General features: G+C 45.8%; 12 protein-coding genes. 7 read left to right on the top strand and 5 right to left on the bottom strand.

What is annotated here, in order from left to right:
- Window positions 1–6: 6 nt before the first annotated feature.
- The 3 genes from AB6E85_RS01150 to AB6E85_RS01140 form a co-directional block, all read right to left on the bottom strand.
- Window positions 7–1,470, bottom strand: coding sequence for a fructuronate reductase (locus tag AB6E85_RS01150; RefSeq protein WP_372141083.1), 1,464 nt, complete (start codon window positions 1,468–1,470; stop codon window positions 7–9).
- 96 nt (window positions 1,471–1,566) lie between these two features.
- On the bottom strand, window positions 1,567–2,874 hold the full coding sequence (locus tag AB6E85_RS01145) for a TRAP transporter large permease (RefSeq protein WP_048609953.1): 1,308 nt from the start codon (window positions 2,872–2,874) through the stop codon (window positions 1,567–1,569).
- 15 nt (window positions 2,875–2,889) lie between these two features.
- A complete protein-coding gene (locus tag AB6E85_RS01140; protein WP_048609952.1) occupies window positions 2,890–3,402 on the bottom strand; it encodes a TRAP transporter small permease in 513 nt (170 codons plus the stop codon).
- 299 nt (window positions 3,403–3,701) lie between these two features.
- Between AB6E85_RS01140 and AB6E85_RS01135 the strand changes: the two genes are divergently transcribed.
- The 3 genes from AB6E85_RS01135 (at window position 3,702) to uxuA (ending at window position 6,970) form a co-directional block, all read left to right on the top strand.
- The gene (locus tag AB6E85_RS01135; RefSeq protein ID WP_048610341.1) at window positions 3,702–4,685 is read left to right on the top strand and encodes a TRAP transporter substrate-binding protein; all 984 of its coding nucleotides are present in this window, start codon (window positions 3,702–3,704) and stop codon (window positions 4,683–4,685) included.
- Between the two features lie 107 nt (window positions 4,686–4,792).
- Window positions 4,793–5,575 carry an FCD domain-containing protein gene (locus AB6E85_RS01130; RefSeq protein WP_048610343.1) on the top strand — a complete coding sequence of 261 codons (783 nt, stop codon included), beginning with the start codon at window positions 4,793–4,795 and terminating at the stop codon, window positions 5,573–5,575.
- 207 nt (window positions 5,576–5,782) lie between these two features.
- Window positions 5,783–6,970, top strand: coding sequence for a mannonate dehydratase (gene uxuA, locus AB6E85_RS01125; protein ID WP_017068145.1), 1,188 nt, complete (start codon window positions 5,783–5,785; stop codon window positions 6,968–6,970).
- 101 nt (window positions 6,971–7,071) lie between these two features.
- Here the strand turns inward: uxuA and AB6E85_RS01120 are convergent, their stop codons facing one another.
- Window positions 7,072–7,845 (bottom strand): helix-turn-helix domain-containing protein, encoded by a 774-nt coding sequence (locus tag AB6E85_RS01120; protein ID WP_050632714.1) that lies wholly within the window; start codon window positions 7,843–7,845, stop codon window positions 7,072–7,074.
- A gap of 97 nt (window positions 7,846–7,942) precedes the next feature.
- Here AB6E85_RS01120 and AB6E85_RS01115 point away from each other — a divergent pair, with 97 nt between their 5' ends.
- The 4 genes from AB6E85_RS01115 to AB6E85_RS01100 all read left to right on the top strand — a co-directional run bounded on the left by AB6E85_RS01115 (window position 7,943) and on the right by AB6E85_RS01100 (window position 12,165).
- Window positions 7,943–9,064 (top strand): multidrug effflux MFS transporter, encoded by a 1,122-nt coding sequence (locus tag AB6E85_RS01115; protein WP_372141081.1) that lies wholly within the window; start codon window positions 7,943–7,945, stop codon window positions 9,062–9,064.
- A 201-nt stretch (window positions 9,065–9,265) separates the two neighbouring features.
- Entirely contained in the window at window positions 9,266–9,784 is a 519-nt protein-coding gene (locus AB6E85_RS01110) for a TetR/AcrR family transcriptional regulator (RefSeq protein WP_017061096.1), read from the top strand.
- Window positions 9,781–10,836 (top strand): alcohol dehydrogenase family protein, encoded by a 1,056-nt coding sequence (locus AB6E85_RS01105; protein ID WP_372141079.1) that lies wholly within the window; start codon window positions 9,781–9,783, stop codon window positions 10,834–10,836. Before AB6E85_RS01110 ends, AB6E85_RS01105 begins: the two co-directional genes overlap by 4 nt.
- Before the next feature lie 234 nt (window positions 10,837–11,070).
- Window positions 11,071–12,165, top strand: a complete 1,095-nt coding sequence (locus tag AB6E85_RS01100; protein WP_372141077.1) for an HDOD domain-containing protein — start codon at window positions 11,071–11,073, stop codon at window positions 12,163–12,165.
- A gap of 101 nt (window positions 12,166–12,266) precedes the next feature.
- Here AB6E85_RS01100 and AB6E85_RS01095 read toward each other — a convergent pair whose 3' ends face one another.
- Entirely contained in the window at window positions 12,267–12,665 is a 399-nt protein-coding gene (locus AB6E85_RS01095) for a DUF1090 domain-containing protein (protein WP_372141076.1), read from the bottom strand.
- Window positions 12,666–12,804: the final 139 nt, after the last annotated feature.

Genomic DNA, 12,804 nt, shown 5'->3' with positions numbered 1-12,804 from the left:
TACTCCTTATAACGCAGCCACGGTAGCAACGGCACCGTGTTCAATTAATGATTGGTACGCTGAACTTACCGTATCTATGACTTGCGGGTTTTGGCCTAGCTCGGCAGGGAAAATCGCTTCAACAGCAAGCAATGCCGGAACTACGGAAACATTGAGCCCATGCTGGTCGCAGATCTGGCGAAGTGTATCTACCATTGGGTCGCGCACATCGATCTCATTGCCTTGCTCATCAATGCCAGATACATAACGCATCCAGCCAGCGATGGCGGTTGCAAGCCACGAGAAATCTGAGCCTTGCTCTAAATGGAATCGTAAGCTGCCACCCATACGTTGAGGGATCTTCTGGCTGCCATCCATCGCGATTTGCCAGGTTTTATGTTTCAAGCTTGGGTTGGTGAAGCGGTTGATCAGCAAGGTCGCGTAACCTTCCAAATCAGTCCCTTCAGGCATCGTTAGCGAAGGTGCTTGTGATTTCATCATCATGTCAAAAGCGGCTTTTCGGTAGCCTGCATCTGTCATGGTGTCGGAAATATGGTCGTAGCCACCAAGATATCCAAGGTAAGCAAGGAAAGAGTGACTGCCATTGAGCATGCGCAGTTTCATTTCTTCGTAAGGCACTACATCTTCTACGAACTCTGCACCAGCAACATTCCAGTCTGGACGACCCGCAACAAAATTATCTTCAATTACCCATTGGCGGAAGGGTTCACAGGCGATGCCACATGGGTCTTCACAACCTAGCAGTTCTGCAATTTCTGTTAGTGTTTCTTCTGTTGCTGCAGGTACGATGCGGTCAACCATGGTGCATGGGAAAGTGACATTGGTTTCAATCCAATCACGTAATTCTGGGTCAAGCAGTTGAGCAAACTCAATGATCGCTGCTTTTGCTACATGACCGTTTTCTTGCACGTTATCGCAAGACATGACCGTGAATGGTGTTAAGCCACGTTCTCGTCGAATTTTGAGGGCTTGGACAATGTAACCTAATGCTGATTTAGGTTCGCTTGGGTTAGCTAGGTCAGCGATGACTAATGGGTTATTTTTGTCGAGCTTTCCTGTCGCTGGATCAGCGCAGTAGCCTTTCTCTGTGATGGTCATAGAAACGATAGCCACTTGAGGCTCAGCCATTTTTTCTAATACGGTTTCGATGCCGTCTAAGCTTGGATGAAGAGATTCGGTCACTGAACCGATTACTTTCACGTCTGTGGACTCAGCGCCTTTTTCAGCAACGGTGTAAAGGTGGTCTTGCGCGCGAAGTGATTCAATCAAGTCTTCGCCGCCGAATAGGTTTATTTCACAAATGCCCCAATCAGTGTTGCTCTTGCTGAGCATTTCATTGGTGAACAGCGCTTGGTGTGCTCGGTGAAATGCACCGAAGCCAAGGTGCACGATACGGCTTTGGAGTGCTGAACGGTCGTAGTCAGGTCGTAATACAGTGTTTGGCAGCGTAGAGTTAGCAACAGTCTTCATTATTCAGTTCCTTTTCCCGCCAGCGAACTAGCGGGATTTTATTATTTGATAAAGCGTTTGAGTGTTTAGCAGTCTTAGAATCTATCTGTGACCAAATTACGAACCGTAGCCCAGTACCAATTCAGGTAGGAACAAGCTCAGCTCAGGGATAAAAGTAACGGCCATTAGGGCTGCAATCAGTGCTGCGTAGAATGGCAGCAAAGGTTTGATGACTTTGTCGATGGCAATGTTGGCAACCGAACAACCAATGAACAGAGCACTACCCACTGGCGGCGTACAGATACCAATAGCAAGGTTGAAGGTCATCATGATGCCGAAGTGCACAGGGTCGATGCCTAGGTCTAGCGCGATTGGCAAGAAGATTGGTGTGAATATCAGTACCGCTGGTGTCATATCCATGAAGATACCCACAATCAGCAGAATGATGTTGATGATCAATAGAATCATTAACGGGTTATCAGAAACCGCCAGTAATGCATCAGCAATCATGTAAGGCACATCGGCGTTCGCCATTGCCCAAGACATGCCCATTGATGCGCCAACCAGTAATAGAACGATAGATGTTGTTACTGCAGACTCAAGGATGATCTTTGGAATATCACCCCATTTCACTTCACGGTAGACAAGCACAGCTAAAACAAACGTGTATACCACAGCAATTGCGGAAGCCTCAGTTGCTGTAAAGATACCGCCAATGATGCCGCCCATGATGATGCCGATCAGTGCTAAAGAAGGTGCCGCTTTTAGGAAGGTATCCCAAACCATTGATAATGAAGGACGCGCTGCCACTGGGTAACCGCGACGTTTCGCAATGATACCCGCAACAATCATGATACTTAATCCCATCAAGATACCTGGGATGTAGCCTGCTAAGAACAGCGCCGCAATTGAAGTACCACCAGAAACCAATGAGAAAACGATCAGCGTGTTACTTGGTGGAATCAATAGACCAGTAGGACACGAAGTAATGTTTACCGCAGCAGAGAAGTTTTCGTCGTAGCCGTCTTTCTTTTGCAGAGGAGACATGGTGCCACCCACTGCAGCCGCCGATGCAACCGCTGAGCCTGAGATAGAACCAAACATCATGTTTGCCATCACGTTTACGTGTGCCAATGAACCCGGTAGACGACCACCTAACACTTTCGCGAAGTTGATCAAACGCAGCGCGATGCCGCCTTGGTTCATGATGTTGCCCGCCAAAATGAAGAACGGGATTGCCAATAGTGCAAAGTTATCAAGGCCAGCGGCCATACGTTGAGCAACTACAGCGATTGCAGGTTCAAGCGGTAAGCTCATTAAGATGGTTGCTAGTGACGATAAACCAATCGCAAAAGAGACCGGTACACCGATTGTAAGCAGTACAGCGAAACTACCGAATAAGGTCAGTATTACTTGCCATTCCATTGTGAAATCCTTCTATCAATCAAGTTGTGAGTCGGTGATCAAATCGTCACCTGACATTAATTGTTTAACGCGTTCGTAGGTAAATACGACGGAGTAAAAAATCATCAAAGCGCCACTAATCGGTAGGCAGAAGTAGATGTAGCCCATTTCTAAACCTAGAGCGGGAGTCAGCTGTCCCATCGCAAGCGTTTTAGCAGCAAGTTGGCTTCCACCGTGTACCAGAACGATATAAGAGAAAGAAGCGATGGCTATTTGGATAACGATTTCGTTGATTAATTTGCGTTTGCCAGTCAGCTTCATCGTAAGCAGATCGATGGCAAGGTGGCGTTTCAGACCCGTAGTGTAAGCAGCACCAATTAAGGCTACCCACATAAAGAGATAACGCGCGAGCTCGTCGGTAACAGTACTTGGTTTGCCAATAACATAGCGGGATAAAACCTGCCATATCACACACAGCACTAAGAAAGACGATAGAGACACTGTAAAGGCGGCCAACCCTCTATTTATGTAACTGACCAATTTATTCATGTTTATTTCCTTTCAACAAAATTGCGTATCTCATAACAATTGGTTTACCAATGTAAGAAATTGTTTCTATGTAGGGATGGGATGTTCAAAAATCTGGCTGAATCATAAGCTATTCATTTTTTGGTTGGCGTGAGCAACTTCACAAATGATTTTGGTTGACCAATTTATGGGTTTTTATTGTGATATTGGTCAATCAATTTTAAATTCAGCTTTGACGGTTCCTTTTTTGAGCGCCAATATGAGCCCATAACAAAAAACACCCTACATTTTGGATAACCAATCCACGGAGAATAAGAATGATGATGACGCGTAAAACTTTGATTAGTGCGGTTGTCGGTGCTGCTTTCACTTTTGGAGCAACAGCTTCTGCTTATGCAGCGACAACATTGAAACTGAGCCATAACCACCCTCGTGACCATGCAGTACATGAAGCGATGACGTTTATGGCGAAAGAAGTACGTGAATTGACTGATGGTGAGGTGCGTATTCGTATTTACCCTGATGCTCAATTGGGTACACAGCGTGAATCTATGGAGCTGATGCAGAACGGCGCTTTAGATATGGTGAAAAGTAATGCTGCTGAGCTAGAAGCTTTTTCTCCTGCTTATTCATCATTCAACATGCCTTACTTATTCCGCGATCAAGCGCACTACTACAGTGTGACTGATGGTGAAGTAGGCCGTGACATTCTTAACTCTTCTCGTGATAGCGGCTTTATTGGTGTGACTTACTACGACGCTGGTGCGCGTAGCTTCTATACCAACAAGCCAATTAACACACCAGAAGATCTGAAAGGTTTGAAAGTTCGTGTTCAACCAAGCCCATCAGCAATTGCGATGGTGAAAGCGTTAGGCGGTAACCCAACGCCACTAGCTTACGGTGAGTTGTACACAGCACTGCAGCAAGGTGTCGTAGATGCGGCTGAAAATAACATTCCTTCTTTCAGCTTGAGCCGTCACAGTGAAGTGTCTAAATACTTCAGCTTAGATGAGCACACGATGGTTCCGGATGTGTTGGTTATCTCAACCAAAGCATACGATAAACTGACTACAGAACAACAAGATGCGTTAATGAAGGCGGCAAGTGATTCATCTGAATTGATGAAAAAATTGTGGGCTGAATCGGAAGCAAAAGAGCGTGCTAAAGCCGAGAAAATGGGCGTTACTTTTGTGGAACCAGACAAAGCTGCGTTCGCACTAGCGGTTCAACCTATGTACGACGCGCTAGATAAAGCGGACCCAGAATTGAGCGCATTGATTGACCGTATTCAGGCTGTTGAATAACGAGCAAATATAGAAAAAAGAGTAATACAAAAACAAGGTGTTACTGCATTTTAAGATATAGAGGTTGACCAATTATATTTGGTCATTATGATGGCGAGAGAAATACAATGGAAAGAAGTGACAATATCATCATGATGCCTTTCGAGCCGAAAAGACCTTATCAGGAGATAGGGTTAGTACTAAGAAAAGAACTGATTGAAGGCCTGTATAAGGTCGGAGATAGGTTACCTCCAGAACGCGATATTGCTGATCGTCTAGATGTAAGCCGCACTGTGGTGCGTGAAGCAATCATCATGCTGGAGCTTGAAAACTTAGTTGAGGTGAAAAAAGGGTCGGGTGTTTACGTCCTGAACATTCCAACTCATTCTCGTGAGAATGTGGTCAGCGATGACGCTGGTCCATTCGAGATGCTGCAGGCCCGCCAATTACTAGAAAGTAATATCGCGGAGTTTGCGGCAACTCAGGTCACTCCGGGCGACATCATTAAGATGCGCTCTGCACTCGAACTCGAGCGCGAAGAGCTTGCAAGTGGCACCACCGATTGCAGCGGAGATGAAAGATTTCACATGTGTATTGCAGAGGCAACTCAAAACTCTGTGCTGGTAGATATGTTGAAACAATCCTGGGAGCGACGCGAAAAGAGTCCAATGTGGAATAAACTCCACTCTCACATCAGTGGTCAAGATTACCGTGAAGAATGGTTAGATGATCACGCTCGTATCCTCGCCGCCTTACAGCGCAAAGACCCTGTCGCTGCTAAGAACGCAATGTGGCAACACCTTGAGAATGTTAAACAGCGTTTGTTAGCGCTGTCAGACATTGATGACCCAAACTTTGATGGTTACTTATTTAGCTCCAATCCAGTGGTGCTGCTTAGCTCAGAAAGCTAGTTCTGAAGCTAATGTTGAATTCAGCGACAAGCTTCCTCTTGAAAGCTGATTCATTCACTAGGTTGTAGATAGGTAATCGTCTTTAGACCGGCGTAGACCGGTGCTATCTCGGGCAGTAATTGTCATTGCTGCCATTAAGAAGTCGTTATTGCATTTAGCTTGATTAATTCGAGCCGGCTAAGTGCGTCTTAAAGAAAGGTAAGTCTCATGGAACAAACGTGGCGTTGGTACGGCCCTAATGATCAAGTTTCGCTAGACGATATTCGTCAAGCGGGCGCAACTGGTATTGTGAATGCACTGCACCATATTCCAAATGGTGAAGTTTGGACAAAAGAAGAAATCCTTAAGCGTAAAGCCATTATCGAAGAGAAAGGTTTAACGTGGTCGGTCGTAGAAAGCGTGCCTGTGCACGAAGAGATCAAAACTCAGACTGGTAACTACCAGCAGTGGATTGATAACTATAAGCAAACTCTGTCTAACCTTGCTGAGTGTGGCATCGATACGGTTTGTTATAACTTCATGCCCGTGTTGGACTGGACGCGTACCGATTTAGAATTTGAAATGCCTGATGGCTCGCGCGCACTGCGCTTTGACCAAATCGCGTTTGCGGCATTTGAGCTGCATATCTTGAAGCGTCCGGGTGCAGAATCGGACTATTCAGAATCAGAGCAAGCGCAAGCGTTGGATTACTTCAACAACATGACGCCAGAGCAAATTCAGCAACTCACTAATAACATCATCGCTGGCCTGCCAGGCGCTGAAGAAGGTTACACACTAGAAGCGTTTCAAGCACAGCTAGATCGCTATGCGGGAATCGACAAAGACAAGCTACGTGAGCACATGTCTTACTTCCTTGCTGAGCTGATGCCTATCTGTGATGCGAATGGTTTGAAGATGGCGGTTCACCCAGACGATCCACCGCGTCCAATTCTAGGCTTGCCTCGCATCGTCTCAACGATCGAAGACATTGATTGGTTGACCGAACATGTGCCAAGCAAGATGAATGGCTTGACGATGTGTACGGGTTCATACGGTGTTCGTGGCGACAATGATCTGGTTAATATGATCAAAAAGCACGGTGACCGAATTTACTTTACGCACCTGCGTTCAACTAAGCGTGAAGAGAGTAACCCAATGACATTCCACGAAGCAGCTCACCTAGATGGTGATGTGGACATGTACAACGTTGTCATGGCTATTTTGGATGAAGAAAATCGTCGTGCAGAAGTGGGCGATCACCGCTTAATTCCAATGCGTCCGGATCACGGCCATCAAATGCTGGATGACCTTAAGAAAACCACTAACCCAGGTTATTCGGCGATTGGTCGATTGAAAGGCTTAGCTGAAGTTCGTGGTTTAGAGATGGCATTGAAACGCGCTTTCTACACTAAGTAACGCCGGCATCTAGCTTTAAAATACGCCTAAAAACCAGAACTCATGTTCTGGTTTTTTTTGTATCTGAGCTCAGTAAAACTTCAGAGTTTGGATAACAACAATCACGCTGCTAACTTGGTAAACGCCAACGGAGTTTGTCCGGTTTGCTGTTTGAAAAAAGCGATAAACGCACTGTTGGATGAGAACTCTAGCAGATGAGCCACATCACCGACTTGTCGGTTTTCTGAGAGCAGTTCAATTGCTTTAAACAAACGCCATTGTTGTCGCCACTCTTGGTAAGTCATGCCTGTTTCGGCTTTGAATAATCGAGTAATCGTCTTAGTGCTTGCACCAACTGAGTTCGCTAATGTCGAGAGGGCTGGGGCAAGAAAGGAAGCGGTTCGGACTCGTTTGCAAAAGCTTTTAAAGCGGCGATCTGTCGGTAGCGGCAAGATAAACGAGTGTTGGTTAGCGCTGTAAAACTCTTCCCAGAATAGGTTGGCAGTATTGGTGGTTTGCTCGCGGGCAATGTCCCAATCCCAGAAAGCCATCTTATTGATTAGGGCTTTTAAAAGCTCATTCACTTCCACAATTTCAATCGCTTCTGGGCAGGTGTAGATACTGCTATCAAAATAGAGCGACCGATAAGCAACCACATTGGTCATCTGCGCTCGATGCTTGGTATAGGGCGGGATCCACACGGCTTTAGTCGGCGGCAAAATGCAAATGGCGTTTTCTAAGGTCAAGGTGATGCAACCCTGCGGAGCATACAGCAGCTGTCCTTTTACGTGGTGATGTATTCCTGAGTCATGCTGACCTAGCTCTGCCGCAATCCCTATTACGGGCGCAGGTAAGCTGTCTGCATCAAACTCGATCGTTTCGCTGATTAATGCCATTTGTCCCAATCTTGTTGTTTTTGGTTTTAATGTTGTTAACGAGCCAAGGTTAGTTTCCCCTAGACTCCTCGTCAAGTTCACTGGTCTTGGAAAAATGATGAAAACAAAACCTTCTTTATGGCAAATGGTGCTATTGCTGATGTTCCCTCAAATCGCAGAAACCATTTATAGCCCGACTCTGGATTCAATATCGAAATCCTTTGATGTGAGTTACGCACAAGCGGCGCAAACCCTCTCGATCTACTTCTCAGCGTTTGCGCTCGGTGTGGTGGTATGGGGCATATTGGCAGACAAATGGGGACGCCGGCCAACCATGTTATTGGGCTTGGGTTTATTCGCGTGTTCAGCACTTATTGCTATGCAAACCAATAGCTTTGTTTGGTTGATGATAGCCAGAGCCATGGGCGCTTTCGGGCTTGCGGTGGGCTCGGTGGTGACACAAACCATGCTGCGAGATGCTTTCAGCGGTACTGAACTGGCTAAAGTGTTTGGTTACATGGGAATGGGGCTGTCGATTAGCCCAATCATTGGGCTGCTTCTTGGCGGTCAATTAAGCCAAGCGGGCGGGCATCAATATGTGTTTATTGCCCTGTTTATTATGGTGTTAACGTTGTTGGCACATAGCCTATGGTCATTGCCTGAAACGCAACAATCTAGGCAGCCATTGCAGTTAAAGTCACTCAGTATTCACATGATCAAAGATAGCGATATATGGATGTCTGCGTTGCTGGTTGCGTCGTTCAATATTGCGCTGTTTTCCTATTATCAATTGGGTTCATTTGCCTTCATTCAACTTGGATTCAGCGTCGAGCAGTTTGGCTACAGCGGCATTGTGCTTGGGTTCGGGACTCTGTTGGGAAGCTTGGTCAACAAGGCATTGTTGAAGCGACAGGTGTCTTCAATGTCTTTGATTGGTATCGCAGCAGGGCTTCAAACATTAGGTGCGGTGGGTGTCTATTTTTCACAACACTCAATATGGTTTTTACTTCCGATGATGCTGGTGGTCATGGCATTTGGTATTGCGATTCCCAATGTGTTGAGTCGCGCATTAGTTAGCTACCAATCTCAAGCGGGAAGTGCAGGCGCACTGTTTGGTTTGATGTATTACACCTTGATCGGTTCAGGGCTCGCTTTAGCGGGAATGATTCAAGATTTAGGGGTGGTGTTGGTACTTTGCGGCGCTTTATCTGTGTTGGTGACGATACGCAGTCGACTCTAGCTTAAACGCTAAGTCTCTAATCTGTATTGATAAATTCCGTGTCCTGTTTGGATCGGAGTTTATCATTTCTTGGTTTGTAAATTTGGATATTGACAGGGGTAGAGTGATCGTTCTACCCTGTAAGTAGAACAATCATTCTACCCATTGTTATGCCAATCACAGTTATTTACTACGATTGGTATTCGGTATTAAGAGAGCACTATGTTGAGAGAACAGATTGCAGCAAGCTTAGAGGTGGCATTTAGCCAGCAAGGTTTTGCTGAGCCGAGCGTTGCACAGCTGAAAACGGCGTGCGATGTAAGCCTAAGAACCTTGTATAAACACTTCCCTTCAAAAGAAGCGATGATCGTTGGTGCCTTGGAATATCGACACCAACGCTACTTAGATTTCTTGTTGGAAACGTCGCCTGAAAAGGGGCTCGCATCGGTTACTCATATCTTCAACAAGCTTCAACAATGGTTAGAAGAGTATGCGCCGCATGGGTGTATGTCGATGAATGCGATGGCCGCGTTTCCCGATAATGAGCTTATCAGCCAAGCGGTTACACAGCATAAAGAACAAGTTCGTTTGCTAATAGGCAAGCAGAGCCTGCGAGAGGATCTCGCGACACCGCTGTTTTTACTTCATGAAGGCGTATCAAGTGCGTGGCCAGTATTGGGCGAAGAAGCTGTGGCATCGGCACAGAATATGGTGACAAAATTACTCAAGGAAACAGTATGAATTTTGAAGTGCCAAAAACAATGAAAGGCGTAGAGATGCTAGGACACGGCGGAGCAGAAATGCTTGGTTACCGTGAAGATATCGCTGTTCCTCAAATTGAACCTAATGAAGTGCTGATCAAGGTGATGGCCGCAGGCGTGAACAATACCGACATCAACACACGAATCGGTTGGTATTCTAAAAGTGATGACTCAGACGATGCCAGTTGGTCTGGCGAAGCGTTGAAATTCCCTCGCATCCAAGGTGCCGATGTGTGCGGTTTCATCGTAGCCGTTGGTAACGAAGTTTCGGCTGAACGTATTGGCGAGCGTGTTCTGATTGAGCCTTGTTTGACTGAAGTTTACGGAAGAGATCTGCCACAGCCATGGTATTTCGGCTCTGAGTGCGATGGCGGTTTTGCTGAATACACCAAAGTAGCAGCTAAGCACGCTTACGCGGTGAACAGCACAATGTCGGATGTTGAGCTGGCGTCTTTCCCATGCTCTTACTCGACCGCAGAAAACATGCTGACTCGCGCCAACGTGGCTGAAGCTGATCGCGTGCTTATCTCTGGCGCATCAGGCGGTGTGGGCTCTGCGGCTATTCAGCTAGCAAAAGCTCGCGGCGCGTATGTTATTGCCATCACTAGCCCAAGCAAGAACCAACAGTTACTTGAACTTGGCGCTGATGAAGTGATTGCCCGTGATGCTGATTTGGTTAAAGCGCTAGGCGAAAGCAGTGTGAATGTGGTTATCGATTTAGTCGCTGGTGACAAATGGCCGGAATTCCTTGAAGTGCTAAAACCACACGGTCGTTATGCCGTATCAGGCGCGATTGGTGGCGCTATGGTTGAGCTTGATGTCCGAACTTTGTATCTCAAGGATCTCAGCTTTTTTGGTTGCACGGTTTTAGAACCACAGGTATTCCAGAATCTAGTCGACCGTATTGAGAAGCAGCAGGTTGGCGCCATCGTCGCAGAGTCTTACCCGCTGGCCGATATTCATAAAGCGCAAGATGAATTCTTAAAGAAAAAACACGTTGGTAAGATCGTGTTGGAAGTCGCTCAGAGCTAACTTTAGACAGTGTCACGCATCTAATCTATGTAAGAGCGAGCCAGTGTCATGTGCTCGCTTTTTTGTTTCTGGCGAATACAGGAGGTCTAGTCTCGCAGGCTGTTGAGTAACAGATCCTATACAGTTGAAAAGTTAATGATTCATTTGTCACTGTGTGGTTTATTAATTAACTGTGCGATAATCATCGCCGTTATATATCCCTATCTATGTTGTATTCATCTAGGAGCCGTATTGATGTTTAAAAGGGTATTGCAGGCACTATTCTCGCCTTTTGTTGATTCAAAAAACAAACCCTCTGCAGAGCCTGTCCAAAAAGAGCAACAACAAACCGTTGCTACTGATTCTGTTCGGTCTTCAATCTTTGTTCCGCCTTCGTCAGCTCAACCATCATCATTAATCGTCGATAAGACGCTTAGCCTTCACGATGGTGAGTTTCTTGATTATCTGTTTGGCGAGTCACGTCTGAGAACAGAGTCAGACCCGTTTAGCGATTTTGTCGCCTGCCAAATCGAGCGCTTGATTCGCTCTCCAAAAGCTTTGCTTAATGAACTGCCAGTGATGCCAGCCTCTGTGACCACGTTAATGGCCGAATTACAGAGTGACGAATTTGATGTAGATGCATTGCTGAAAGTAATTGAGCGCGAGCCGAGTATGGCTGCCGATGTGATTAAGTTGGCAAATAGCGCCTTTTACAAACGCAATGAAAAACAGGTTACCGACCTAAAAACAGCATTCCTAAATATGGGTTCTCAAGGGCTTGTTGAAGGAGTAGTGAATAGCTATATGAAGAACTTCACGCCGGGGAACAATATTTACTGGCGTCACTTCGGTGAGAAAATTTGGAATCACAGTGTTCAAACCGCGTCGTTTTCTAAGGAGTTGATGAAAGACTCTTCATCTCAAGAAGATCAAGCAGCGGCATACTTTGTTGGGTTAATTCGAAACTTAGGCAAGATGATCATTTTCCAGATGATGGTAGAAGCCTTCAAGCATGTTGATCCTTCTGTTCCACCTAACTCGTTAGCATTGAAGCGCCTGATGAACAGCTACTCTATTCGCCTGACTTACACCATTGCTAAGTTCTGGGAGCTGCCAGAGTCTGTGTTGACCGCAATTGGCTACCAAGAGTCGAGCCGATACGAATGCACACCACTTGGTCAAGCTGTGTTTGAAGCTAACTATTTGAGTGAGCTGTGCTATTTACTGGAAGAACAAACGATTGAAGTCGAGCAGTTTAAGCGCAGATGCAAAGAGACACTGATGTCTCCGGCGGCATACAAAGTGGCTAACCGGATTTATAAAGAGTCTGAATTGGCGCTAGTAGGATAATAACGCCTGGCGCTGGCTAGGTTGATTCTGAAGTCGTCATAAAACGGTATTTTCTAAATGGTCTTACGAAGCAGTAAGACCATTTTTGTTTCAATTATCGATTAAGGGATCTTAGCCAGTTCTTGCTTTAATTTATCGATTTTACGCAGTTCTTTTTCGATCTTACCCTCATACTTTCGGATTTTATCCGCTCTATCGTCTCTTTTTGCTTCTTCTAGGTCAGCTTGGTATTCAGTTAAATCTTGTTCATTGGATTCAATCTTCTCACGCAGATCATCCTTCAAACCCTCATTGGTGCAGTTTTCTTTCGCCGCTTTCAAGGCCGTGGTTAATCGCTCTACTTTGTACTGATTGTCGTACTGTTCCGCTTTCTTTATCTGATATTCGATCTCACAGAATTTCTTTTCACAACCAGTTAGTGCGTCGCATTGGGTGCTCGCCATGCTGTTAAAAGAGAATGCGCAAAGAAACAGTAATGAGCCTTTTAGGTGTCGAGTCATGGTTTACCTTCTTATTGGGTCTATTTAGTTTGTGCTTATATTTGTTGAGTCTCACTTCGAGAGTACATTAGCACTCCATTTCTTTGCTATTGGCAGGGGAGTGTTAAAGATAAGCCGCTGTGCCTAATGACTTATTTTT

It is taken from the genome of Vibrio sp. 10N.247.311.51, assembly GCF_041467855.1.
Classification (GTDB): Bacteria; Pseudomonadota; Gammaproteobacteria; order Enterobacterales; family Vibrionaceae; genus Vibrio; species Vibrio coralliirubri.
This window is presented reverse-complemented; position numbering and strand designations above follow the sequence as displayed.

Bases quoted from the DNA above. Each gene is read 5' to 3' on its own strand.
- AB6E85_RS01150 (WP_372141083.1), bottom strand. From the start codon at position 1,470: ATGAAGACTGTTGCTAACTCTACGCTGCCAAACACTGTATTACGACCT.
- AB6E85_RS01145 (WP_048609953.1), bottom strand. From the start codon at position 2,874: ATGGAATGGCAAGTAATACTGACCTTATTCGGTAGTTTCGCTGTACTG.
- AB6E85_RS01140 (WP_048609952.1), bottom strand. From the start codon at position 3,402: ATGAATAAATTGGTCAGTTACATAAATAGAGGGTTGGCCGCCTTTACA.
- AB6E85_RS01135 (WP_048610341.1), top strand. From the start codon at position 3,702: ATGATGACGCGTAAAACTTTGATTAGTGCGGTTGTCGGTGCTGCTTTC.
- AB6E85_RS01130 (WP_048610343.1), top strand. From the start codon at position 4,793: ATGGAAAGAAGTGACAATATCATCATGATGCCTTTCGAGCCGAAAAGA.
- uxuA (WP_017068145.1), top strand. From the start codon at position 5,783: ATGGAACAAACGTGGCGTTGGTACGGCCCTAATGATCAAGTTTCGCTA.
- AB6E85_RS01120 (WP_050632714.1), bottom strand. From the start codon at position 7,845: ATGGCATTAATCAGCGAAACGATCGAGTTTGATGCAGACAGCTTACCT.
- AB6E85_RS01115 (WP_372141081.1), top strand. From the start codon at position 7,943: ATGAAAACAAAACCTTCTTTATGGCAAATGGTGCTATTGCTGATGTTC.
- AB6E85_RS01110 (WP_017061096.1), top strand. From the start codon at position 9,266: ATGTTGAGAGAACAGATTGCAGCAAGCTTAGAGGTGGCATTTAGCCAG.
- AB6E85_RS01105 (WP_372141079.1), top strand. From the start codon at position 9,781: ATGAATTTTGAAGTGCCAAAAACAATGAAAGGCGTAGAGATGCTAGGA.
- AB6E85_RS01100 (WP_372141077.1), top strand. From the start codon at position 11,071: ATGTTTAAAAGGGTATTGCAGGCACTATTCTCGCCTTTTGTTGATTCA.
- AB6E85_RS01095 (WP_372141076.1), bottom strand. From the start codon at position 12,665: ATGACTCGACACCTAAAAGGCTCATTACTGTTTCTTTGCGCATTCTCT.